15 protein-coding genes and 1 other RNA gene are annotated in these 23,727 nt (G+C 62.3%); 5 read left to right on the forward strand and 11 right to left on the reverse strand.

Annotation, left to right across the window (positions count from 1 at the left end; genetic code table 11):
* The first annotated feature begins 309 nt into the window (after positions 1 to 309).
* A complete protein-coding gene (locus tag J2046_RS24175; protein ID WP_210056261.1) occupies positions 310 to 1,725 on the forward strand; it encodes an FAD-binding oxidoreductase in 1,416 nt (471 codons plus the stop codon).
* A 72-nt stretch (positions 1,726 to 1,797) separates the two neighbouring features.
* The gene (locus tag J2046_RS24180) at positions 1,798 to 5,499 is read left to right on the forward strand and encodes an AsmA family protein (protein WP_210056263.1); all 3,702 of its coding nucleotides are present in this window, start codon (positions 1,798 to 1,800) and stop codon (positions 5,497 to 5,499) included.
* 11 nt (positions 5,500 to 5,510) lie between these two features.
* Here J2046_RS24180 and J2046_RS24185 read toward each other — a convergent pair whose 3' ends face one another.
* From J2046_RS24185 to ssrA, 4 genes are all read right to left on the reverse strand, one after another.
* Entirely contained in the window at positions 5,511 to 5,726 is a 216-nt protein-coding gene (locus J2046_RS24185) for a ribbon-helix-helix domain-containing protein (protein WP_210056265.1), read from the reverse strand.
* A gap of 115 nt (positions 5,727 to 5,841) precedes the next feature.
* On the reverse strand, positions 5,842 to 6,045 hold the full coding sequence (locus J2046_RS24190) for a DUF4169 family protein (protein WP_210056267.1): 204 nt from the start codon (positions 6,043 to 6,045) through the stop codon (positions 5,842 to 5,844).
* A 17-nt stretch (positions 6,046 to 6,062) separates the two neighbouring features.
* On the reverse strand, positions 6,063 to 6,575 hold the full coding sequence (locus tag J2046_RS24195) for an SspB family protein (protein ID WP_210056571.1): 513 nt from the start codon (positions 6,573 to 6,575) through the stop codon (positions 6,063 to 6,065).
* A gap of 119 nt (positions 6,576 to 6,694) precedes the next feature.
* Positions 6,695 to 7,064, reverse strand: a transfer-messenger RNA (tmRNA) gene (gene ssrA / locus J2046_RS24200).
* A 133-nt stretch (positions 7,065 to 7,197) separates the two neighbouring features.
* Between ssrA and J2046_RS24205 the strand changes: the two genes are divergently transcribed.
* Positions 7,198 to 8,091, forward strand: coding sequence for an NAD-dependent epimerase/dehydratase family protein (locus J2046_RS24205; RefSeq protein WP_210056269.1), 894 nt, complete (start codon positions 7,198 to 7,200; stop codon positions 8,089 to 8,091).
* Between the two features lie 152 nt (positions 8,092 to 8,243).
* Complete coding sequence (thyA, locus tag J2046_RS24210; RefSeq protein WP_210056271.1) at positions 8,244 to 9,161, forward strand: thymidylate synthase; 918 nt, start codon at positions 8,244 to 8,246, stop codon at positions 9,159 to 9,161.
* Positions 9,162 to 9,187: 26 nt separating this feature from the next.
* On the opposite strand, the gene mgtA is transcribed toward thyA, so the two are convergent.
* The 5 genes from mgtA to J2046_RS24235 form a co-directional block, all read right to left on the reverse strand.
* Positions 9,188 to 11,776 (reverse strand): magnesium-translocating P-type ATPase, encoded by a 2,589-nt coding sequence (gene mgtA / locus J2046_RS24215; RefSeq protein WP_233470256.1) that lies wholly within the window; start codon positions 11,774 to 11,776, stop codon positions 9,188 to 9,190.
* Positions 11,777 to 11,791: 15 nt separating this feature from the next.
* The gene (locus J2046_RS24220) at positions 11,792 to 12,904 is read right to left on the reverse strand and encodes an ABC transporter permease (RefSeq protein WP_210056572.1); all 1,113 of its coding nucleotides are present in this window, start codon (positions 12,902 to 12,904) and stop codon (positions 11,792 to 11,794) included.
* 2 nt (positions 12,905 to 12,906) lie between these two features.
* Entirely contained in the window at positions 12,907 to 15,651 is a 2,745-nt protein-coding gene (rbbA, locus tag J2046_RS24225) for a ribosome-associated ATPase/putative transporter RbbA (RefSeq protein ID WP_210056275.1), read from the reverse strand.
* Between the two features lie 12 nt (positions 15,652 to 15,663).
* On the reverse strand, positions 15,664 to 16,734 hold the full coding sequence (locus tag J2046_RS24230; protein ID WP_325169783.1) for an HlyD family secretion protein: 1,071 nt from the start codon (positions 16,732 to 16,734) through the stop codon (positions 15,664 to 15,666).
* A gap of 160 nt (positions 16,735 to 16,894) precedes the next feature.
* On the reverse strand, positions 16,895 to 17,368 hold the full coding sequence (locus J2046_RS24235; RefSeq protein WP_210056278.1) for an NUDIX domain-containing protein: 474 nt from the start codon (positions 17,366 to 17,368) through the stop codon (positions 16,895 to 16,897).
* Between the two features lie 166 nt (positions 17,369 to 17,534).
* Between J2046_RS24235 and J2046_RS24240 the strand changes: the two genes are divergently transcribed.
* Positions 17,535 to 18,365 (forward strand): universal stress protein, encoded by an 831-nt coding sequence (locus tag J2046_RS24240; RefSeq protein WP_210056281.1) that lies wholly within the window; start codon positions 17,535 to 17,537, stop codon positions 18,363 to 18,365.
* A gap of 116 nt (positions 18,366 to 18,481) precedes the next feature.
* On the opposite strand, the gene J2046_RS24245 is transcribed toward J2046_RS24240, so the two are convergent.
* The gene (locus tag J2046_RS24245) at positions 18,482 to 21,151 is read right to left on the reverse strand and encodes a cation-translocating P-type ATPase (RefSeq protein WP_210056283.1); all 2,670 of its coding nucleotides are present in this window, start codon (positions 21,149 to 21,151) and stop codon (positions 18,482 to 18,484) included.
* A 133-nt stretch (positions 21,152 to 21,284) separates the two neighbouring features.
* On the reverse strand, positions 21,285 to 23,675 hold the full coding sequence (locus J2046_RS24250) for a phosphoketolase family protein (protein WP_210056285.1): 2,391 nt from the start codon (positions 23,673 to 23,675) through the stop codon (positions 21,285 to 21,287).
* Positions 23,676 to 23,727 lie beyond the last annotated feature (52 nt).

A 23,727-nucleotide genomic window follows, 5' to 3' on the forward strand; every position in this document is an offset into this window, starting at 1 on the left:
GTAAGTCTAAAGAGCGTGCATGACACTCTCCCGCTCAGGAGGGACACGCCACAGTTCCCACAAACCCCGTCATCGCAGAGGGACCGGAGTCGCGGGCACAAACCGCCGAACGGGGCGCTGAGAGGTGCTACCCAAAACTAAAATATAAGAGGCAGCTTTCAGCGCCCCGTCCGATCCTCGGGTTCAACCCGAGGAGAAATTCCGACCATCGCCAAGGGATGAGTCTGCCTTTCCCGATCCGCATCGTTATTTCTGGACAAAGCCTGACCTGTGACCTAACCAATCCCCGATACGACAAGGAGAATGGTCATGGCGGTCAGGGACGTGAAGGCGGGCTTTCGCAACGAGGAAGGCATCGGCACGGTTCTCGGCATCCTCAAACAATCCTTCGGCGAACGGTTCCAGACCGGCCAGTCCTTTCGCGAGCAGCATGCGCATACGACCACCTATCTGCCGGCCCAGCTTCCGGATGGCGTCGTCTTCGTCGAGAGTGCCGAGGATGTGAAGACGGTGGTGAAGACCTGCGCCGCCCATCGCGTGCCGATCATTCCCTTCGGCGTCGGATCGTCGCTGGAAGGTCAGGTCAACGCGCCGTCCGGCGGGATTTCGATCGATTTCAGCCGCATGAACAGGGTGCTTCGCGTCAGCCCCGCCGATCTCGACGTGACGGTGGAGCCCGGCATCACCCGCGAGGAGCTGAATCGGGAACTGCGCGATACCGGCCTGTTCTTCCCGATCGATCCGGGCGCCAATGCGTCGATCGGCGGCATGGCAGCGACGCGCGCGTCGGGTACCAATGCGGTGCGCTACGGCACGATGAAGGACAATGTCCTGTCGCTCACGATCGTCGCCGCCGATGGCGAGGAAATCCGCACCGCGCGGCGGGCCAGGAAATCGTCGGCGGGCTATGATCTGACCCGGCTGTTTGTCGGCTCGGAAGGCACGCTCGGCGTCATCACGTCCATCACGCTTCGCCTGCAGGGCATTCCGGAAAAGATTGGCGGCGGGGTCTGCGCCTTCCCGAGTGTTGCGGCCGCCTGCGACGCGGTCATCATGACGATCCAGATGGGCATCCCGGTCGCCCGCATCGAGCTGCTCGACGAGGTGCAGATGCGCGCCTGCAATGCCTATTCGAAGCTCTCCTATCCGGAAAAGCCGACGCTCTTCCTGGAATTCCACGGCACCGAGGAAACGGTGGCGCTGCAGTCGGCGCAGTTTTCCGAGATCGCCACGGAATGTGGCGGCGACGAGTTCCGCTGGACGGCGAACGCGGAGGAGCGCGCAAAGCTCTGGAATGCGCGGCACAATGCCTATTGGGCGAGCCGGGCGCTGGCGCCGGAGCTCGACGGCCTCTCAACCGATGTCTGCGTGCCGATCTCGCGGCTTGCCGAATGCGTGGCCGAGACGCAGGCGGATATCGTCGCCGAGGGGTTGCTTGCGCCGATCGTCGGTCATGCGGGCGACGGCAATTTCCACGTGCTTGTGCTTTTCGACGGCAAGGACCCCACCTCCGTCGAGAAGGTCGAGGGTTTCATCGAGCGCCTCAACCGTCGGGCGCTTGCCATGGACGGCACCTGCACCGGCGAACACGGCATCGGGCAGGGCAAGATGGCCTTTCTCGAAGAAGAGCTGGGCGGTGCGGTAGACCTGATGCGCTCCATCAAGAAGAGCCTCGATCCGGACAATATCTTTAATCCCGGCAACATCTTCCGTGCTGGCAAATGAACTCTTCCCGCAAGCTTGACTTGTCTGCCCACCCGATAAGACTAGTCTCATAGCGAGATCGGAGAAGCTGCGTTGTTTGGACGTATCCTGCTGGCCTTGAGCGGATTGGTGGTGGTGGCGCTGTTCACGGCGCTGCTTGCACCGTTTTTTGTCGACTGGTCGAGCTTTCGCGTCGGTTTCGAGGAACAGGCAAGCCGCATCCTTGGGAAAAAGGTTTCCGTCCACGGGGCGGTCGATGCGCGTATACTGCCATTTCCATCCGTTACCCTTCACGATGTTCGGGTCGGCATGGATACGGATGGTCAGCCGCTGGTGCAGGTGGCGCGCTTTTCGATGGACATGGAGCTTGCACCCTTCCTCTCCGGCGAAGCGCGCATCTTCGATATGCGCATCGAGGAACCGAAGGCACGCATCCGGGTCCTGAAGGACGGCACGCTTGACTGGATGCGCGGCAGCCAGGCGGCGATCCCCACTCGCGTCGTCGTCATCGAGGATGTGCATGTCAGCGGCGGCGAGATCGACCTCATCGACGAACAATCCGGCCAGTCACGGCAGATTACCGGCCTCTCGGGCGATTTTTCCGCCGCGTCCCTCCGCGGGCCCTGGCGTGGCGAGGGCGATGCGACGCTCGACGGATATGCGGCGAGGTTCAATCTTTCAAGCGGCGCGGCCGACACCGATGCCAGGCGGCTGCCGCTGCGCTTCAGGCTTTGGCCGGAGGCCCAGCCCATCGAGGTGGGCCTCGATGGGGAGCTCACACTGGCCGAGGACAAGCCGGCCTACAACGGCAATTTCACCCTCGACGTCCTGCAGGAGGAAGATGACACCGAGCCGGTCGAAGCGCCGCCACCCGGGCCGCGGGTGAAGGGCGGTTTTGAGCTGACCAACGAGCGTATCCGTATTCCGCAATATCGGGTGGAGATCGGCGCGACTGATAACCCTTACGTCGTGACCGGCGAGGCAACGCTCGATACCGGCGAGAAGCCGGAATTCCTGCTGACCGCCGAAGGCCAGCAGATCGACGTGAACCGCCTGGGCGAGGGGGGGCGGGCCAAGACCGGCCGCGATCCTGCTGTTTCGGCGCAGCGACGCATCAATAATTTCATCCGCATGGCCGCCTCCATCCCCATTCCGCAGGTCCCCGGCCGGGCGAGCCTCAGGCTACCGGCTATCGTCGCCAACGACACGACGATCCGCGACATCAAGCTCGACATCCGTCCTGCCGGACAGGGCTGGGCGGTCGATAACGTGGTGGCGACCCTGCCGGGCCGCACGCAGTTCGAAGCCAAGGGCAGCCTCCTCCTGCGCGACCGGGTTTCCTTCGTCGGCGACATGCTGGTCGCCTCCAACCAACCATCCGGTCTTGCCGACTGGTTATCCGGACGGGTGGCGCCCGAAATCCGCCAGCTCCGGTCGGCGGGTTTTTCCGCAAGGGTCAATCTGACGCCCGAGATGCAGCGTTTCGACAACCTCGAGCTTGCGATCGGTGCGGCGACGCTCAAGGGGCGGCTGGAGCGCCAGTCGCCGCAGGGGCACGCTCCAAACCTCTCGGTGAGCCTTGCCGGCAACGAGATCGATATCGACGCCATGCGGGCGCTCGCCTCGCTGCTGACCGGCGACGATGCGGGCCAGGACGTGCTCGACCACCATATCGCGGCGACGCTGAGGGCCGATCGGTTCACGGCGTTCGGCGTCGCGGCCGACAAGGTCGACACCGCCTTCACCATGGCCGGCGGCGTGTTCTCGCTGGAGCGGCTTGCGGTCGGCAACATCGAGGGCGCCACGATCTCTGCCGTGGGCAAGGTGGAAGGCTCGCTGCTTTCCTATGCCGGCAGCGGGACCTTGAACCTCCGCTCGGACGATCCGACGGCATTTCTGACCATGCTGCGCGACCGGTTGCCGTCGCATCCGGTTTTGCAGCGGCTGGCGCGCAATGCCTCCTGGTTTGCGAATACGGACCTGTCCGCCGACCTGAAGGTCGGGGGAAATGTCGCCGGCATGGAGATCGCCCTCAAGGGCGAGGCGAACGGCAGCGAGGTGAATGCCGATCTGACGCTGCCGGGCCTGTTCGACCTGACGGGCAGCGATAACATGTCGCTGAACGCGTCCCTCGATAACCCCGACTCGCGGATTCTTCTGGGTCAGGCGGGTCTTGATCCCCTGCCTTTCGACGGAGATGGCGCGGGCCGGCTCGCACTCAACCTTCGGCAGAGTTCGGCAGACCGGGCAGACGCGGATCTGTCGTTCAGGACCGGCAGGACGACCTTCGAGATGAAGGGGGACCTGAATATCCACAACGAGGGTTTCGGCGAAGGCGCCGGTCACGTGACGCTGAAAAGCGATGATCTCGAACCCTATCTTCTGATGAACGGCATCGGATTGCCGCAATTCGGAACCGGCCTGCCGGTTACACTCGAAGCCGATGTCAGGATGACGTCAGACGGGGTGGAGGTCGCCGGTCTTCGAGGCACGTCGGCTGGCAACGATTTCACAGGCGATATCGCCATTGACCGGAAAGCGCCGGGCATGCCGGCGACGGGATCGCTCGACATCGATACCCTGGATCTTGCCTGGCTTGGGGAGGCGGTCTTCGGTCCGGTCGGCGATCCTCAGAATGGCGCCTTTTCCTCAAAACCGCTGAGCCGGCCGATCTTCGGCGACCTGGATGCTGCGCTCGATCTCAGGGCGAAAGCGTTCCGCACGGATGGCTTCGGCAGCATCACTGATTTCTCGGCCAGAATCACCCATCGCGCAGGTGGTGTCATCATCGAGAACGGCCTCGGCCACTGGCAGGGCGGCAAACTGGCCGGTCGCCTGATGATGTCGAACGGTGACGGTAACGGGCTTCTGCAAGTGCAGCTTGCGGCCGAAAGTACCGATCTTGCGCCGCTCGTCTGGAAGGCCGGGGGCAAGCCGGTTGCCACCGGTCAACTCGATTTCGACATTTCCGCCGAATCGACCGGCAAGACCGTCGCCGAATTGCTCGATGCCGTCAGCGGCTCGGCCGAGTTGCGGCTCAAGGGAGTGGCCGTCGCGGGGATCAATCCCGACGCGCTCAAACCCTTGATGACGGCGGCGGACAAACTTGGCGGCGAGGTGACGGAGGAGAAGATCCGGCCGCTTGTTGCCGGTCTCGTGCATCAGGGCCGTGCTGAGATCGGCGATCTGACGATTCCCGTCACGATCACGGCGGGTGAGGCGCGGGCGCAGAATATCTCTGCTGCGGTTGGTACGACGAAACTTTCCGGCGAGGGACGCTTCGATCTTCTCGAGGACGGCATGACCGCCGATCTCGCCGTCACCTACGATGCCGGCGAGGAAGGGCTTGCCGGCGGCGATCCGACCGTCCGGCTCGGCTATTCGGGTGACCTTGCCAAGCCCACGCAACACATCGATGTTGGGGCGATGACCAATTTCCTGTCGCAGCGGGCCTTCGAGCAGGAGCGGCGGCGGGTCGAGGCGCTGCAGGCGAGCGTGCTGGAAAAACAGCGCCTGCGCCGCGAGGTGGCGCTTTACAATTTCCAGGCGGTCGAGCGGCAGGCGGCACGCGAGAAGGCGGAAGCGGAGGAGCGGGCGCGCCGCGAAGCCGAAGAGGTCGAGCGCCAGCGTCAGGCTCAGGCCGCTGCTGCTGCAGCCCGTGCCGCCGAAGAAGAACGCCAGCGGCAGATCGGCCAGCCGCAACTCATCGTGCCCCCGACCGACAATATCCTCCGGCAGGAGCCACTGGTCATCCCGCCGGCGGACGTGCCTGGCCTTCCGGGTGTCCAGCGCTGAACCCGCAGCGTTTATACCGTCTTCTTCTTGAGCCAGGTGAGCACATGCACGCGCAACGCCGAGGACAGATTGCTGTCGGGCGAGCGCAGGTCGTCGATTTCGGCAATCAGGCTCGCAAGGCTGATTTTGCGCTGGGCAGCGATCGTCTTCAGTTCGAGCCAGAATTCGTCTTCGAGGGAAAAACTGGTGCGATGACCGTGAAGCGTCGCGGAATGTTTGCGGATCACGAAACTCTCCGGGACAGGTGAGAAAAGTCGGGCTTATTCAAACTGTTACGCCCTTGGCGTCAAGCAGCCCGATAGTGGGTGGGTTAACCACGCATTAACGTTGTGCCCCAAAGGTTCAATCGTCCTGACGTCCCTCGTGCGGCTTTTCCAGCCGGCCCTGGTCGAGTGCCTTCCCGGCCTTCTCGTTGCGTGCCCCTGTCAGGGATTTTTCCGCTTTCGTTCGGCCGAAGGTGATGCGGTTCTGCTCCGCTTCCTTCTCCTTTTCGAGCCGGGCCTTGCCCTTGCGGAACTGGCGCAGATTAACGATCTCGGCGCTCATGATGCGGCGCCTCCGCGCTACTGTTTCTTGCGGAAGGAATCCAGCGACACGACCGAACCGGGCTTCTTTTCCTCGTCGGTCTTGCTCTTGGTCTCGGTTTCGGCAGGTTTCGAGGTGGCTTCGACCGGAATGGCAGTGATCTCGGCGGAGGAATTGTCGTCCTCGTCGGCAAGCGGCACTTCGAATTCCAGTTCGAAATTCACCGACGGATCATAAAAGCCGCGGATGGCGTTGAAGGGGATGACCAGGCGCTCCGGCGTGTCGGAGAAGGAGAGGCCGACCTCGAATTGGGTTTCGGTGATCTTGAGATCCCAGAACTGATGCTGGATGACGATGGTCATCTGCTCGGGATATTTCGCCTTCAGGTGCTGGGAAATGCGCACACCCGGCGCGCCGGTCAGGAATGTGATGAAGAAATGATGATCGCCCGGCAGCCGGCCGGTGGCCGCGACTTCGGACAAAACCTTACGGATGACGCCACGCAGAGCGTCTTGCGCCAGAATGTCGTAACGGATGTGATCCTGCCCCATGCGGTCCTGTCTTTCCACTTGTCTCGTCTTTTAGTCAGACGTGTTATGCCATGCCGGTCGGGCGCGGGGAAGCCCATCGCTCTCCGAGTCAGACCAATAGTATTCGACTGAGGCAGGAAGGTGAAGGCTTCTGTTGCCAGGTGCCTTCGGACCCCGCCTTACGGTGCTAACCGCAAGGGCTTAAAGCGGAATTCCCGCACCGCCATTAGGCAGCGAGAGCATATTCCTTAGCGTTGTTGTCGTTTGCAACTACACTTTTTGACCCGATAACGGTGGTATCATGCCGAGCAAAAGTTCGATCTTTACACCCTTGTCGATCCTATTTCGCCCCCATCAAAAGCCGGTCTTCTTCGACTGACCGGTTTTTGGTGGAGGCGCCGGGTACCGCCCCCGGGTCCAATAGGTTTATTACACCGACCGTTTATTGCCATAGCCGGACAGGTGTCCGGCAATCCCCATATAGGCATTTCCCTCGTGCATGAAAAGGGGGCGCGCAATAGCTTGCGGCTATTTCCGGCTGGCCAAGAGGCTGGCTGGGGGATAGTTAGTCGAGGCGTCTTTAGAAGGCGCAGACAGCGCGATCAAATCTGTGTGGCGCGATAGTGTCTGAGGAGGCAATGCCATGGGCAAGCGAATTGTATTCACCGGCGGCAGCGGCAAGGCGGGGCGGCATGTCGTGCCCTATCTTCTCGACCAGGGGCATGAAGTCCTCAATCTCGATCTGGTGCCGCTCGATCATCCCGGCGTCAACACGCTGATCACCGACCTGACCGACAGCGGTGAAGCGTTCAACGCGCTTTCCATGCATTTCGGCTTTCAGGGACTTGCGAGCGGAAAGGGCCCGGCGCCGGTCGACGCGGTGGTGCATTTTGCCGCCGTGCCGCGCATCCTCATGCGGCCGGACAATACGACATTCGCCGCCAATACGGTCTCGACCTACAACGTCATCGAAGCGGCGATGAAACTCGGCATCCGCAAGGTGATCATCGCCTCCAGCGAGACGACCTATGGCGTCTGCTTCGCCGAGGGGGACAAGGACTATCGTTCATTCCCGCTGACCGAGAACTACGACGTCGATCCGATGGACAGCTACGGGCTTTCCAAGGTGGTCAACGAGAAGACGGCGCGCGCCTTCGCCATGCGCTTCGGCGCCGATATCTATGCGCTCAGGATCGGCAATGTGATTTCGCCGGAAGACTATGCACGCTTTCCCGCCTTCCTTGCCGACCCGCCGTCGCGCAAGCGCAATGCGTGGAGCTATATCGACGCTCGCGACCTCGGCCAGATCGTGCATCTCGGCGTCGAAAAGGACGGACTGGGCTTCCAGGTCTTCAATGCCGTCAACGACACGATCACGGCCTACGAACCGACCCGGCCGTTCCTCGAAAAATGGGCACCCGGGACGCCGATCACCGGGGAGATCGGTGAGTTCGAAGCCCCGATCAGCAACCGCAAGATCCGCGAAGTCCTTGGTTTTTCCGAGGAGCATAACTGGCGGAACTACGTGTCCCGGTAAGCTGCCCGGCAAAATGCCGGGGAAAGCCGCTGCCACGAGATTGGCCGGGCTGTGGTGTGCTATTATTGAAATCCATAAAAAGGAATCGGCGGTCCTGCCTGTCTTGCGCGCACGAGGCGCATGGCGGCGGAACTTCGCGGAGGGACATCGCCTTGACGCTGAGACATCCGGAATACCAGTATCTCGATACGCTGGCCTACCTCCTGGAGAAGGGGGACCGAAGGATCGACCGCACCGGCGTGGGCACGCTTTCGATGTTCGGCGTGATGATGCGCTTCGATCTTTCCGATGGCAGTTTTCCCGTCTACTCGACGAAGAAGGTTTTTTGGAAGACCGCCGTCAAGGAGATGCTGTGGTTCCTGACCGGGCAGACGAATATCCGGTCGCTCCTCAGCGAGAACGTCCGCATCTGGACGGACTGGCCGCTCGCCGCCTACCGGAAGGCGACCGGCTCGGACATCTCTCAGAAGGATTTCGAGGACAGGATTCTCGCCGATGCCGCATTTGCCGAGGAATGGGGCGATCTCGGCCCCGTCTACGGCAAGCAGTGGCGGCGCTGGAAGGGCGCGGACGGCAGGGAATACGACCAACTGGCGGAGGTGATCGACACGCTGCGCAGGAACCCTTCAAGCCGGCGCATGCTGTTTCATGCCTGGAACGTGCCCGAACTCGACCAGATGGCGCTGCATCCCTGCCACATGACCTATCAGTTCCATGTCTCCAATATCGGCGAAGGGCGCCGTCAGAAGGTTTCGCTTCTCGTCCTGCAGCGGTCGAGCGACATGGGGCTCGGCAATCCGTTCAACGTCTGCCAGCAGGCGGCGCTGCTTGCCATGGTGGCGCAGCAAGTGGACATGACCCCGGGCGAGCTTGTGTGGGTGGGCGGCGACGTTCACCTCTACCTCGATCATCAGGATCTCGCGAGAACGGTGCTCGAGCGGGAGCCACGGCCGTTTCCGAAACTGCGGCTGCTCCGGCGGCCGGACAGCATCGACGGGTACAGGATCGAGGATTTCGAGGTCACCGGCTATGATCCTCATCCCGCAATCGAGGCCCCGGTGGCGGTTTGAGGATATCGCCGAGCCTGTACTGCCGATCAGCCGTGCCGTCTCCGCGGCTTGCGACTCGTCTGTCCTCGGACTTTTGACCTGCGGTCCTCGCGATAGAAGAACCAACGCTTGGTGGCTTCGGAGACAGCCAGATACGACAGCGTTATCAGCAGTATGCCCAGTATGACCGGCAGAGGCGGTGGGACGAAGCCGAACCAGTCGGGTAGTGGCAGGAAGGGCAAAGCGATGGCGACAACGGCGACGGCAAAGGTCAATACCATCAGGAGGCCGGCCGGTCGGCTTCGCCAGAAGCGTTTGCGGGTCCGGATGACGAAGACGATCAGCAGTTCCGTCAGCAGCGACTCCACAAACCAGGCCGTCTGAAAAACCTGTTCCCCCGTGCGGGCGACGAGCATCAGGAATGCGAAGGTCGCCAGGTCGAAGACCGAGCTGATCAGTCCGAAGGTGATCATGAAGCGCCGCACGAAGCCGATGTCCCAATGCCGCGGCGAGCGCTTGTCCTCGATATCGACATTGTCGGTAGCGATGGCGAAGGAGGGGATATCGGAAAGGAAGTTGTTGAGCAGGATCTGCTTGGCGAGCAGCGGCAGGAAGGGCAGGACCAGCGAGGCGAAGGCCATGCTGATCATGTTGCCGAAATTGGCGCTAGCGGTGATCGATATGTATTTCATCGTGTTGGCGAACGTCGCACGTCCGTCGTCGACGCCGCGGACGAGCACGCCGAGGTCGCGCTTCAGGAGCACCATGTCGGCGGCTTCACGCGCGACATCCACGGCGCCGTCTACGGAAATACCGATATCGGCCTCGTGCAGGGCTGCGGCGTCGTTGATGCCATCTCCGAGATAGCCGACGACGTGCCCGCGGGCGCGAAGGGCTGCGACGATCCGCTCCTTCTGATTCGGATCGATCTCGACGAACAGGTCCGTGATCCTTGCCTTTGCCGCCAGCCCGCCAGCGGTGAGACGGGAAACCTGGACTCCGGTCAGGATGCGATCCGATCTCAGCCCCACCGATGCGGCGAGATGGGCAGCGACATACCGGTTGTCGCCGGTAATCATCTTGACGGTGATGCCACGGGCTTGAAGATCTTTCAGGGATTCTTTGACGCCCTGTTTCGGCGGATCGAGAAACAGGAGGAAGCCTTCCAGCCTCAGCGCGGTTTCAGCATCCCGGCCATAGCGTTGCTGAGAGGGTAGGCGGCGTGTCGCGATGGCGAGCACCCGGTAACCCTGTTCGCCCCAGGTGCGGAAGCTCTCTTCGAGAGGAGCTCGCCGCTCCGCGGTGAGCGGCTGTTCGCCGCATGCTGTCCGCAACGTGCTACATATCTCAAGCACATTGGCAACCGCGCCCTTGCAGATCAGTATCGTTTCTTGTTCCGGCGATTTTATGATGACGGAAAGGCGCTTGCGGATGAAATCGTAGGGGACTTCGTCGCATTTCCGGAAGGATTTCTCCGGCGCCTCCGTCATCGGCGCCGCGACGATCGCTTCATCCAGCGGGTTGGCCATGCCGCTCTGGAAGGCGGCATTGAGACGGGCCAGCCGGAGGATCTCACTCGAAGGACGCCCCTCGGTGTCCATCCAGGCGTCCAGATGGATCAGCCCCTCGGTGAGCGTACCGGTCTTGTCGGTACACAGGATGTCGATGCTGCCGAGGTTCTCGATTGCCTCCAGCCTGCGGACGATGACGCCGTTTTCGGCCATCCGCCGTGCGCCTCGGGCAAGCGTCACGCTGATGATCGCCGGCAGGAGTTCCGGTGTCAGGCCGACGGCGAGAGCCAGCGAGAAGAGGACGGAATCGATGAGCGGCCTGCCGAGGGAGGCGTTGGCGAAGAAGACGACGATGACCATGACGAACATGATCTCGGTGACCAGCACCCCGAAGCGGCGGATGCCTCGCGCGAACTCCGTCTCCGGAACCTGCCGTTCGAGGCTTGCGGCGATCGAGGCGAACTCCGTGCGGGGGCCGGTGCGGGTCACCAGAACGGAGGCGGTGCCGCTGCGCACCGATGTTCCGGCGAAGACGGCATTGTTGCGCCGGATGAGCGGCGCATCCGCCTCGGCAAGGCCCGGCATCTTGACGACGGGGAACGTCTCTCCGGTCAGCACGGCCTCGCTGACATTGACGTCCCGCGCTTCGAGGATCCTGCCGTCGGCGGGGATCAGGCTTCCGGCGGAAAGACGAAGGATATCGCCGGGAACCACCTCGCTTGCGTTGATAGTCCTCTCGGCACCGTCGCGGAGCGCCGCCGTCGTGCGGGTCAGGCGTAGCCGGAGCGTCTCCATTGCCCGGGATGCCGAAAACTCCTGCAGGAAGCCGAGCACGCAGCTTCCCAGAACGATCAGCGTGATGATGATTGCTTCATGCGCTTCGCCGACCGCTGCGGAAATCGCCGCCGCACCGATCAGGATCAGCACAAGCGGGCTGCGAAACTGCCGGATGAAAACCTTGAACGCCGAATCGTGCCCGTTTTCGGTGAGCGCATTCGGGCCTGCGCTCTTCAGCCTGGCGGCCGCCTCCGACGTGGAAAGGCCGTCTTTCGAGCTGGCCAATCCCTTCAGCAGCGCGTCCACGTCTGCCGACCAGTATGTCCCCAATTCATCGTTCGCGGACATTGCCATCTACTACCGTCACTTGAGCGACCGTCGGAAGCCGCGGTGCGAAAATGTGAACAGAACGGTTGCGATCCCGGTGAGCCAGGCAAGCTGCGGCCAGACGACCGAAAGGCCGGCGCCCCGATAGAGGATCGCCTGGGCCATCAGGACGAAATGCGTGTTGGGGGCGGCGAGCATGATCGTCTGGATGACTTCCGGCATGCTTTCGCGCGGCGTCGTCGCGCCTGACAGGATCTGCAGCGGAATGAGGACGAGGATCAGAAGCAGCCCGAACTGCGGCATCGATCCCGCGACCGTGGCAAGCGCGATGCCGAGCGCGGTGGTCGCGAGAAGATGCAGTGCGGCTCCCGCCATGAAGAGCGCCAGCGACCCTTCGATCGGGACCTGCAGAAGGACCTGCACGACGAGCACGAGCGACAACAGCGTGGCGACGAAGACGACAAGGCCCATCGACCAGACCTTGGCCAGCATGATCTCCAGCGGCGTTACCGGCATCACCAGAAGGTGCTCGATGGTTCCATGCTCGCGTTCGCGGATGAGGGCCGTGCCGGTGAGGATGATCGACAGCATGGTGACATGATCGATGACGGTCATCACCGAGGCGAACCATGTCTGGTTGAGTTCCGGGTTGAACCGGGATCGGAGCGTCAGGGCGACGTCCGGTGTCTGCGAAACCGTGTTCGATCGCACGAAGTCGGAGACTTCCGTGGTCACGATGCTCTGCACGTAGCCGGAACCGGAAAATGCCTGGGTCATGCGGGTAGCGTCGACATTGAGCTGGATGACCGGCGCCTTGCCGGCGATCAGGTCGCTCTGGAAATTCGGCGGGATATCGAGCGCGAACGTGTCGGTGCCGGCATCCATCCGGGCGTCCATCTCTTGCGCCGTGATCATCGACGGCTGCTTGAAATAGGGGCTCAGGAAGGTATCGGCGATGCGGCGCGAGAGCGGCGAGTTGTCTTCGTCGACGATCGCGATCGGCGCATTGTTCAGGGTCTCCGGCACCGCTTTCGCTTCGGTATAGACGGCGATGGTGAAGGCATAGATGATCAACCCGATGAGGATGGGGTCGCGCAGCAGGCCGCGCAGTTCCTTGATGCCGAGATGGAAGATGGTGCCGGGCCGCATCGTCACTTCGCCTGTTTCTTGAGGAGGACGGCCGCCGCCGCGATGAGCAGCGGGCCCGCGATCACGAGCGGCAGGAAGGCGCTGCCGAGGCTTTCGAAGGCCAGCCCCTTCGAAAAGGTGCCGCGCGAGATGATGTTGAAATAGGTCGTCGGATAGATCCGGCCGATGAAGGCGCCGAAACCCTGCAGCGACGAGACGGGATCGATCATGCCCGAGAACTGCACGGCGGGAATGATGGTCATCAGCGTGGTGCCGAAGATCGCGGCGATCTGGCTCGAGATGAAGCTGGAGACCAGGAGACCGAAGGCCGTCGAGAAGGCGACGTAGAGGAAGGCGGCCACCGCGAACGTCAGGAGGCTGCCCGTAAACGGCACATGAAAGACGAGGATGGCAAAGAGCCAGAGCAGCACCGCATTGGCCATGCCGAGCGCCAGATAGGGGAGCTGCTTGCCCAGCAGGAATTCGAGTTTCGTGACGGGTGTCACATAGAAATTCACGATCGAGCCGAGTTCTTTTTCCCTGACGACCGAAAGGGCGGCGAGCATGGCCGGGATCAGGAGCAGAAGCAGCGGGATCACCGCCGGCACCATGGCGATCAGGCTTTCTATGCCGGGATTGTAGCGGAAACGCGTTTCGATGGAGAAGGCCGATGAGGCCGCGTCGCCGTAGATCTCGCGTGCATGCCGGGCGATCCAGAGCGAGTGCATGCCCTGGACATAGCCCCGGGTCGTCTCCGCCCGCTGCGGCATGGCGCCGTCGATCCATGCGCCGACTTCCACGTCATTGCCGCGGGCGACGTGTTCGGCAAAGCCCGGCGGTATCTCGATCGCGAGCTTCAGCGAACCATTGCGCATGCGCCTGTCGAGATCGTTGTAGTCTTCCAGCGGTGGCTGCTCGATGAAGTAGCGTGAGCCGGCGATATCGGCGACATAGTCCCGGCTCGTCACGGTGTCGTCTCGGTCGAGGGCTGCGAATGTCAGGTTCTCCACGTCCATGTTGATGCCGTAGCCGACGACAAACATCAGGATTACGCTGCCGATCAGGGCCAGCGTGGCGCGGATCGGATCGCGGCGCACTTCGAGCGCTTCCCTCCGGCTGAAGCTCAGGACGCGGCGCAGATCGAAGAGCCGCCGATACCCGCCGCTTGAGAAGGCGGGCGTCTGCCCGGGCTCGACCTGCGGTTCCTCCGGGAGGGGCGCCGGTTCGCTGATCGCATCCTCCAGATAGCTGATGAAAGCCTCTTCCAGCGTTGCAGCCTTGCGGCTGTCGCGGATCGCATCCGGCGTATCGCTCACGAGCACCTTGCCGGCATGCATCAGCGATATGCGGTCGCAGCGCTCTGCCTCGTTCATGAAATGGGTGGAGATGAAGATCGTCACCTGGTCCTTGCGGGACAGCTCGATCAGCATCGCCCAGAGCTCGTCCCTGGCGATGGGATCGACGCCGGATGTCGGCTCGTCGAGGATCAGCACTTCCGGCGAATGGACGAGCGCCACGGCGAGCGAAAGCCGCTGCCGGATGCCGAGCGGCAGGGCATCGGGCAGCGAATCCATGACGTCGAGCAACTGGAATCGCCGGCCCATTTCCTCGATGCGAGCGGGAATAGTCTCAGGGGGCAGTTGGAAGAGGCGCGCATGCAGGTCGAGGTTCTGCCGGACGGTGAGTTCCGTGTAGAGCGAGAAGGCCTGCGACATGTAGCCGACACGCCTGCGGATATCCATGTCGCGCGGGTCGACCTGCTTGCCGAAGAGCTTGGCGGTTCCCTCGCTGGCCGGCAGCAGGCCGGTCAGCATCTTCATCGTCGTGGTCTTGCCGCAGCCGTTGGAGCCGAGAAAGCCGAAGATCTCGCCGCGGCGAATTCGGAAGCTGACATTGTCGACGGCGGTGAAATCGCCGAAGCGCATGGTAAGCCCTTCCGCCTCGATGGCGAAGTCCGAGTCGCCGAAGGACGGCGGAAGCCGTTCCACCGAATGGTGTGCGGCCCGCACCTCCTCGGGCAACAGCGCGATGAATGCCTCATCGAGCGAAGAGGCCCCGGTATGGGCGAGGATTTCGTCGGGAGTGCCGGTGGCGAGCACCTTTCCGGCATCCATGGCCGCCAGCCAGTCGAAACGCGCTGCCTCTTCCATATAGGCGGTGGCGACCATGACGCTCAATTGCGGGCGTTCGGCCCGGATGTCGTCGATGAGATTCCAGAACTGTCGGCGCGACAACGGATCGACGCCGGTCGTCGGTTCGTCCAGAATCAAGAGGTCGGGATCATGGAGGAGGGAGCAGCAGAGACTGAGCTTCTGCTTCATCCCACCCGAAAGATTGCCGGCCGGCCGGTCTTCGAAACCGGCAAGACCGGTTCGCCTCAGGAGCATGCGGATACGGTACTCCCGTTCCTCCTTTCGCTGTCCGAAAAGGCTTCCGAAGAAATCGGCATTTTCGAACACCGACAGCGTTGGATAAAGATTGCGGCCCAGCCCCTGGGGCATGTAGGCGACTGCCGGGCAGACGCGACTGCGATGGCCGCTGCTGCGCATGTCGCCGCCCAGGGCCAGCACATCGCCTTTCTGGATCTTGCGCGCGCCGGCCACCAGGGAAAGAAGGGTGGACTTGCCGACACCGTCCGGTCCGATGAAGCCGACCATCCGACCTTCGGGGATATCCAGCGAGACGCCGTCGAGTGCGGTCGTCTTGCCATACGTATGAACTACATCCTTCAATCGCGCGACATAAGCAGGTTCCGCCGGATCAGCCATGGCAAGATGCTCCTATGGGGCGAGCGGTTGGGAAAGAGCGGCAGGCCATCGGGCATTGGCATCGATCTTGACATAGGCTCGGCCGGGGAGGCCTGTCTTTACCTGTGCGACATATTTCTGCAGCAGTTCCTTCGGCACTTGCGCCCGAAGACGGAACGTCAGCTTCTGGCGCTCTTCCTCGGTTTCCACCGTCTTCGGCGTAAACTGGGCTACATCGGACAGGAAGGATATGTGGGCAGGAATGACATATTGGGGGGCTGCATCGAGAACGATGCGCGCCTCGCTGCCGATTGCCGTGCGACCGGCATCGGCGGTCGGGAGGAAGAAGGTCATGTAAACGTCGCTGATGTCCAGCATGTTGAGGACACGGCCCCCGGCAGCAACGACCTCGCCGGGTCTTGCAACCAGATACTGGACCCGGCCGCTGCGGGGTGCCTTCAGCTCGGAATCGCGCAGATCGGCCTCGATTCTCGCGATCGTCGCCTGTGCGGCTTCAACGGAGGCTTCCGCATCCACCACCTGGGACTGCGCGGCGCCGATTGCTGCGTCGGTCGCGGCGAGTTGCGCCTTGGCGGCGGCGACGGCGGCCCTGGCGGTCTCGACGCGGGCGCGGTCATCATCCAAGGTCTGTTCGGAAACGGTACCGCTGCGTGAAAGCTGCTCGCTGCGAGCGAACTTCTTCTGAGCTGATTGAAGCTCCACTTCGTTCTGCGCAACGGTTGCCGCCGCCGCTTCCTTCTCCGCCTGCCGCTGGGTGACGAGGCTTTTCGCCGTGTCGATGCCGATCTTGGCCCTGGCCAGTTGCGCTTCCGCTTCGCGCTTCTCGGCGGCAAGCTGTTCGATGTCCATGCGAGCGACGACCTGGCCGACCTCGACGAAATCGCCCTCCTTGACGAGCACGTCGGTCAGGCGTCCGGCCGTGCGCGCCGCAATGTCGATTTCGGTCGCTTCGATGCGCCCGTTGCCGCTTGCGATACCCTGCATGGCCTGCGCGGCATTGCGGTCCTGGACATATTTCCAGCCCAGGACGCCGGCGGCTACGACGACCGCGAGGACCGCGGCGATTTTTCCGGTGCGATTCAAGATGCGGCTCCATTTCGGATGGGTTGCGGTTCTGTTCGGAAACTTCGGTGCATGGCTTTCGATCTGCCAACGCTCCTCTGCTCCGTCTGCCGGCGGCTCGCTTTTGATTGCCCCGGACGGGTTCGGCAACATTGATAAGGATCAAGAAGATATGTGAAACTCACGCGCTCTTGTTCCTCCGCCCGGAGAAGTCGTCCAGAATCGAGGCCTGACCTTTCAATATCTTCCGCTGTGCCTGGTCGAGGCGGAACCAGGCGATCCGATCCACCTCCGGGAATTGTTGGAGACGTCCTGAATGCGGCGGCCATTCCAGCGAGAACATATTGCTGACGATGCGATTTTGATCGATCGGAGGATTCGCCTCGACCGACCAGACCAGAACCTTCTTGCCACCCGGCTGACGGTATTCACCGAGCCACTGGAATGGTCCTTCGACGGTCTCGCCGATTTCCTCGGCGGTCTCCCGGATGGCCGCACCGAGTTCGTCCTCGCCTTCTTCCACCATGCCTTTGGGGACAGACCAGGCTCCTTCGTCCTTGCGCGCCCAGAACGGGCCGCCCGGATGCACCAGAAGAATTTCAGGTTCTCCCTCCGAATACCGGAATATCAGGAGACCGGCGCTGCGTTTCGGCATGGTGACCAACTCCCCGTGACAGAGCGGCTGAGACCGGTCAGGCTCGGCCGCTCCATGTTGAAGATTTCCGCCCGCGGTATTTGATAAAGATCATCGTTGCCGGGCAAGTGCCTGACTAGGCTGCAATTCATCGGGTCAATCAAGACCGATTTAGAGGAGGCATGTCATGTCGTTCAAAACAGTGCTTGCGGTCATCGGAGCCTCCGATGCCACTGCCGACATCAAGAAAGCCGTCGAACTTGCCCTGGAGCTGGATGCGCATCTTTGTGCGATCGTCGCCGGGCTTGCCCTTCCGCCTTCCGTCGCCGAATTCCCGACCGGGACGGTCTGGCTCGATCAGAGATATGAGGACATGAAGGTTCTAGATGATGTGCGGAAGCAGGTGGAGGCGGCATGCCAGGCGAACGGGCTGTCCTTCGAAGTGGGGCAGATCTACGCGGAATCCATGTTCCTTGCGGGCGAGATCCTGCAGCGGGCGCTTTACGCGGATGTCATCCTCGTCTCGGACGGTGTCAGGAGCGACCTTGAGCTGACACGGGCGATCATCGACGGCGGCGTCTTCGATGCCCACAAGCCGCTTCTGCTGGTGCCGAAGGACGGCAAGGCTACGTTGAAGCCCAAAATGGTCCTGCTCGCGTGGAATTCCCGGAGGGAGGCGGCGCGGGCCGCTCGTGAAGCGATGGACATGCTGGTATCGGCCGATACCGTCCATGTCGTGCTGGTCGATCCGGATACCAGCTACTGGCGCAACGGCGAGGAGCCGGGCGCCGACATGGCCACCTATCTTTCCCGGCATGGGGTCAAGGCGGTCGTCGAGCAGATAGCAGGCGGCGGCCGGCCGGTCGAGCAGGTCCTCGAACAGCATGCGCTGGACATCGATGCCGATGTGATCGTCATGGGCGCCTACGGTCATTCGCGGCTGCGGGAGCGGATTCTCGGCGGCGTCACGGCGTCGATGCTGAAGGATGCCAAGTTCCCGATATTCCTCGCGCGGTAAGCCTCAAAAACAAAACGCCCCGGTTCCGTCAGCAGCGGAACCGGGGCGTTTTTTGTCCGATAGCATGAGGATGGCGCCGGCGGCTTTCGGATGCCGCCTTGCGCATCACCCTGCCGTCATGCGTTTTTGCGGCAGCGCCATTTGTCCAGTTCGGTGACGACGAGGATCGAGGAGGCCGCGAGCAGCATCACCGCCCATTCGGCAAGCGAGATCGGCGCGAGGTCGAGCGTATCGCGGAACCAGGGGATATACATGGCCGAGATATGCAGGACCTGCGCCATGATAACGGTCAGGATCAGCAACGGATTGCCGAAGAAGCTGAGCGAGAAGACCGAACGACGTTCCGAGCGGCAGGTGAAGGTCTGGACGTTTTCGAACATGACGAAGAGCAGGAGGAGCATGTTACGTGCCTGCGAGACCTCGTATCCCTGCTGCAGGAGCCAGTAGAAGACGGCAAAGCCGCCGATACCGATAACGAGCGTCGAGAGGATAATCCGGCGGATCATCATCCGGTCGAAAATCGGCTCTTTCGGGCGCCGAGGCGGCCGCTTGAGCTCGTCTCCTTCCGGTTTTTCGCCGGCAAGTGCGACGTCCTGGATGCCGTTGGTGACGAGATTGAGCCAGAGGAGCTGCACGGGCAGCAGCGGCATGGGCAGGCCGAGCGGGATCGCGAGCAGGAAGACCAGCATTTCCGCGGCTCCGGTGGCGACCAGCATGAGGATGACCTTGCGGATGTTGGAATAGGCTGTACGGCCTTCGCGGATGCCGGTGACGATAGAGGCGAAATTGTCGTCAGTGACGACGATGTCGGCACTTTCCTTGGCGACCTCAGTTCCTTTCCGCCCCATCGCCACGCCGACATGCGCGTGCTTCAGGGCCGGCGCGTCGTTGACGCCGTCCCCGGTCACAGCGACGAAATGGCCGGTACGGGCAAGCGAGAGCACGATAGCCAGCTTTTGCGCCGGCGCGACACGGGCATAGATGCGGGCGCGTCTCGTAAGTTCGTCGAGGCTGTCCGATCCAGCCTCCTCGGCCTTGCGGACGTCTTCGCCGGTCGTGATCTGATCGGGTCGGAATTGAAGTCCGGCCTGAGCGGCGATTGCCGCCGCTGTCCTCGGATCGTCACCGGTTACCATCGCGACCTCGACACCGGCGGCACGGCAATCATAAATCGCCTGCGGCACTTCCGGACGGATCGGATCCTGCATGCCGGCAAGACCGAGAAACACCAGATCGACGAGGTGGTTGTTGCCGAGGAGTTCATTCTCCGCGTTTGCCCGGACTTCCCCTTCCGCAAAGGCGAGCACTCGCAGGCCGCGTTCCGCCATCTCCTCCTTTTGCCGGAGAAGCGTCTCGCGGTCGATCGGTATAATCGCTTTGCCGACATCCATCCGGTCGGCCATATCGATCAGGACCTCTGCCGAGCCCTTCACGAATACGCGCACATGGTCGCCCTTGCGGTGGAAGGACGCGGCGTATTTGAGATCCGGCTCATAAGGGATGCGGGCAATCAGCGGGTAGTCGTCTGCCATGGCGTCCTGCTTCAGCCCTGCCTTGCGCGCAGCGGCGAGAAGCGCCACATCGACCGTGTCGCCAACGCCTTTCCAGCCATCGGCATCCTGCTTGAGCGAGCCTTCATTGGGCAACGACGCTGCCTTCAGGAGCCTGGCGGCCCGATTGCGGGCGCCAGCAGGGGTCATGTTGCAACCCCGAATATCGCAGGCATCGAGATCCATGCCGGCGTCCAGCAACAGATCCGCGCCGTCGGGCAGGCGGATATCGGTGACCGTCAGTTCGTTCAGGGTCAAAGTGCCCGTCTTGTCGGTGGCGATCATCGTACAGGAGCCGAGCGACTCCACTGCCGGCATGCGCCGTACAATCACGTTCTGTCTGGCCATGCGCCGCATGCTGATCGCAAGCGCGATCGATATGGCGATCGGCAAGCCTTCCGGGATGGCGCTGACCGCAAGCCCGACCGACATGAGGAACAGGTCGCTCCAGGCTAGGCCACGCGAGAGACCGACCGCGATGAGAACGAGCGATGCAATGCCGACGGTCCAGGCGATCACATTCGAGAAACGGGCGAGCCGGATCATCAGCGGCGGCTGGGAGATCGACTCCTTGCCGATCTCGGCGGCAATCTTGCCAATTCCGGTCGAAAGTCCTGTCGCTGTCACGATACCCTTTGCCCGGCCGCGCGTCACGAGGGTGCCGGCAAATGCCTTCCCGGCCGTCAGATTCTCCGCCGATGCATCAGGGAGCGGAATCCTCTTGCGTACCGGCAGTGATTCGCCGGTCAGCAAGGACTCGTCGCAGAGAAGGTCATTGGTCTCGACAAGCAGGAGATCGGCGGGAACCCTTCCGCCGGCGTCAAGCAGGACGAGATCGCCGGGAACGAGCAAACGCGCTTCGATTTCCTGCACCTGTCCATCGCGGATGACGGTTGCATGCGGCTCTTCGAGCTGGCGGAGCGCAATTGCTGCCCGGCCCGCGGAATATTCCTGCATGGTGCCGATGATCCCGTTCGCCAGGAGCACGACGCCGATAAAGATCGCGTCTTCGGCTTCGCTCACCATCAGCGATACGGCCGCGGCAAGCAACAGGATATAGATCAGCGGACTGCGGAACTGGCGCAGGAAGATGACGATCAGGGACGGTGCTGCCGGTGCCGGCAGCAGGTTTTCGCCGTATTCGGCAAGACGCGCTACAGCCTCGGCACTCGTTAACCCCCGGGACCTGTTCTCGCCCTCGGGAATGTCACGGGACCGCAAAGACGTAGCAAGCATGAAGTGCTCCAGTTCGGGGCTGCCCTCTATGGAATTTCGGGGCCATTATCATCCTCCCGACAATATAGGCAGAAAGCCACCGCCCATTGACATCCATCAATTCGGGACATCCATCAGTTCGGGCGGGGGCCGGTCAGCTTGTCCACTTCCAGTTCCGGATTTCCGGCATGTCCTCCCCGAACTCCCTGACGTAGCGGTGATGATCCCGAAGCTTGCCGCGGAGAGCTTCCACCACATGCGCGGCCTTCTCCTTCAGACCCGGCACCCGTTCGATCACCTCGATCGCAAGATGGAAGCGGTCGAGTTCGTTCAGCACCGTCATGTCAAAGGGGGTCGTGGTCGTGCCTTCCTCGATAAAGCCGCGGACATGGATGTTTTCGTGGTTGGTGCGCCTATAGGTCATCCGGTGAATGAGGTAGGGATAGCCGTGATAGGCGAAGATCACCGGCCGGTCGGTGGTGAAAAGCTGGTCGAATGTGGCGTCATCCAGACCGTGCGGATGCTGCTCCCTCGATTGCAGTGCCATGAGGTCCACGACGTTGACGACGCGGATGCGCAGCGCCGGGATCGCTTCACGGAGCAAGGTGACGGCGGCAAGCGTTTCCATGGTCGGCACATCGCCGGCGCAGGCCATTACGACGTCCGGCGTCAACGCGCCGTCCTCGCTGCCCGCCCAGTCCCAAACACCGATGCCGGCTTCGCAATGGGCGACCGCTTCGTCCATCGTCAGCCATTGCGGCTCCGGCTGCTTGCCTGCGACGATCACGTTGACCCGGTCCCAAGTCTTCAGGCAATGGTCTCCGACCCAGAGCAGCGTATTGGCATCCGGCGGCAGGTAGATGCGCACGATATCGGCCTTCTTGTTGGCGACGAGATCGATGAAGCCGGGATCCTGGTGCGAAAAGCCGTTATGGTCCTGCCGCCAGACATGTGAGGTGAGCAGGTAGTTGAGCGACGAAATGGATTTGCGCCACGGCAGCTCGCGGGAAACCTTCAGCCATTTGGCATGCTGGTTGAACATCGAATCGACGATATGGATGAAGGCTTCGTAGCAGGAGAAGAAGCCATGCCGGCCGGTCAGCAGGTAGCCCTCCAGCCAGCCCTGGCAAAGATGTTCGGAAAGCACTTCCATGACGCGCCCGTCACGCGAAAGATGCACGTCGTAGGGCTCGATCTTCTCCATCCAAACGCGATTCGTCGTCTCGAAGACGGCGCCGAGACGGTTCGATTCCGTTTCGTCCGGACCGAAGATGCGGAAATTGGAATGGGTGTCGTTGAGCTTCAGGACGTCGCGCAGATATTTGCCGAGCACTTCCGTGGTCTGGATCATGGCTGCGCCGCGGTCGGTCACCGGCACCGCGTAATCACGGATATCCGGCACGATGAGCTCCCTGCGCAGCAGACCGCCATTGGCATGCGGATTGGCGCCCATGCGGCGGTCACCCTTCGGTGACAGGGCGCGCAATTCCTCCTTCAGCCGGCCGTCTGCATCGAACAGATCTTCCGGATCGTAGCTCCGCATCCAGTCTTCGAGGATCCTGCGGTGGCCTTCGTCCTCGCGGCAATTGGCGACCGGCACCTGGTGCGCCCGCCAGAACCCCTCGACCTTCTTGCCATCCACTTCCTTCGGGCCCGTCCAGCCCTTGGGACTCCGGAGCACGATCATGGGCCAGCGCGGGCAGCTGTCGCCGGTCTTTCCTTCGCGGGCTTGCCTCTGGATCGTGCGGATGTGGTCGAACACCTTGTCGAGCACCGACGCCATCTGCCGGTGCATCCGTTCCGGCTCATGTCCTTCGACGAAGAAGGGCTCGTAGCCATAACCCCGGAACAGATGTTCGAGGTCTTCGTCGCCCACGCGGGAAAGCACGGTCGGGTTGGCGATCTTGTAGCCGTTCAGATGCAGGATTGGCAGTACGGCGCCGTCGCGGGCCGGATTGATGAACTTGTTCGACTGCCAGCTTGCCGAAAGCGGCCCGGTCTCCGCCTCGCCGTCACCGACGACACAGGCGACGACGAGGTCCGGATTGTCGAAAGCGGCGCCATAGGCATGCACCAACGCGTAGCCGAGCTCGCCGCCCTCATGGATGGAGCCGGGCGTCTCTGGCGCCGCGTGGCTCGGGATGCCGCCCGGGAAGGAGAACTGCCTGAAAAGCTTCTGCATGCCCTCCGCATCTTCCGAGATGTCCGGATAGATTTCGCTGTAGCTGCCTTCGAGATAGGTGCTGGCGACCATGCCGGGTCCGCCATGACCGGGGCCGCAGACATAGATCATGTCGAGATCGCGATTGCGGATGATGCGGTTGAGATGGGTGTAGATGAAGTTGAGGCCGGGCGTCGTGCCCCAATGGCCGAGCAGACGCGGCTTGATATGCTCCGCCCTCAAGGGCTCGCGCAGGAGCGGATTGTCGAGCAGATAGATCTGCCCGACGGAAAGATAATTGGCGGCTCGCCAGTAGCGGTCCATCAGCGCCAGTTCCTTCGGGTCTGTCACAGGTGCTGCGGATGAGGAGGCGCTTGGCTGCATCGGTTTGTTCCTTTGAATGATCTGGTGCATTTCTATCGGAGGATGGAAACCC

Origin of the sequence: Neorhizobium petrolearium (assembly GCF_017873175.1) — a bacterium.
In the GTDB taxonomy this organism is placed as follows: Bacteria; Pseudomonadota; Alphaproteobacteria; order Rhizobiales; family Rhizobiaceae; genus Neorhizobium; species Neorhizobium petrolearium.

What these genes read in the sequence shown, in the direction of transcription:
- J2046_RS24175 (WP_210056261.1), top strand. Translation starts at nt 310, where the DNA reads ATGGCGGTCAGGGACGTGAAGGCGGGCTTTCGCAACGAGGAAGGCATC.
- J2046_RS24190 (WP_210056267.1), bottom strand. Translation starts at nt 6,045, where the DNA reads ATGAGCGCCGAGATCGTTAATCTGCGCCAGTTCCGCAAGGGCAAGGCC.
- J2046_RS24195 (WP_210056571.1), bottom strand. Translation starts at nt 6,575, where the DNA reads ATGGGGCAGGATCACATCCGTTACGACATTCTGGCGCAAGACGCTCTG.
- J2046_RS24205 (WP_210056269.1), top strand. Translation starts at nt 7,198, where the DNA reads ATGGGCAAGCGAATTGTATTCACCGGCGGCAGCGGCAAGGCGGGGCGG.
- mgtA (WP_233470256.1), bottom strand. Translation starts at nt 11,776, where the DNA reads ATGTCCGCGAACGATGAATTGGGGACATACTGGTCGGCAGACGTGGAC.
- J2046_RS24220 (WP_210056572.1), bottom strand. Translation starts at nt 12,904, where the DNA reads ATGCGGCCCGGCACCATCTTCCATCTCGGCATCAAGGAACTGCGCGGC.
- rbbA (WP_210056275.1), bottom strand. Translation starts at nt 15,651, where the DNA reads ATGGCTGATCCGGCGGAACCTGCTTATGTCGCGCGATTGAAGGATGTA.
- J2046_RS24235 (WP_210056278.1), bottom strand. Translation starts at nt 17,368, where the DNA reads ATGCCGAAACGCAGCGCCGGTCTCCTGATATTCCGGTATTCGGAGGGA.
- J2046_RS24240 (WP_210056281.1), top strand. Translation starts at nt 17,535, where the DNA reads ATGTCGTTCAAAACAGTGCTTGCGGTCATCGGAGCCTCCGATGCCACT.
- J2046_RS24245 (WP_210056283.1), bottom strand. Translation starts at nt 21,151, where the DNA reads ATGCTTGCTACGTCTTTGCGGTCCCGTGACATTCCCGAGGGCGAGAAC.
- J2046_RS24250 (WP_210056285.1), bottom strand. Translation starts at nt 23,675, where the DNA reads ATGCAGCCAAGCGCCTCCTCATCCGCAGCACCTGTGACAGACCCGAAG.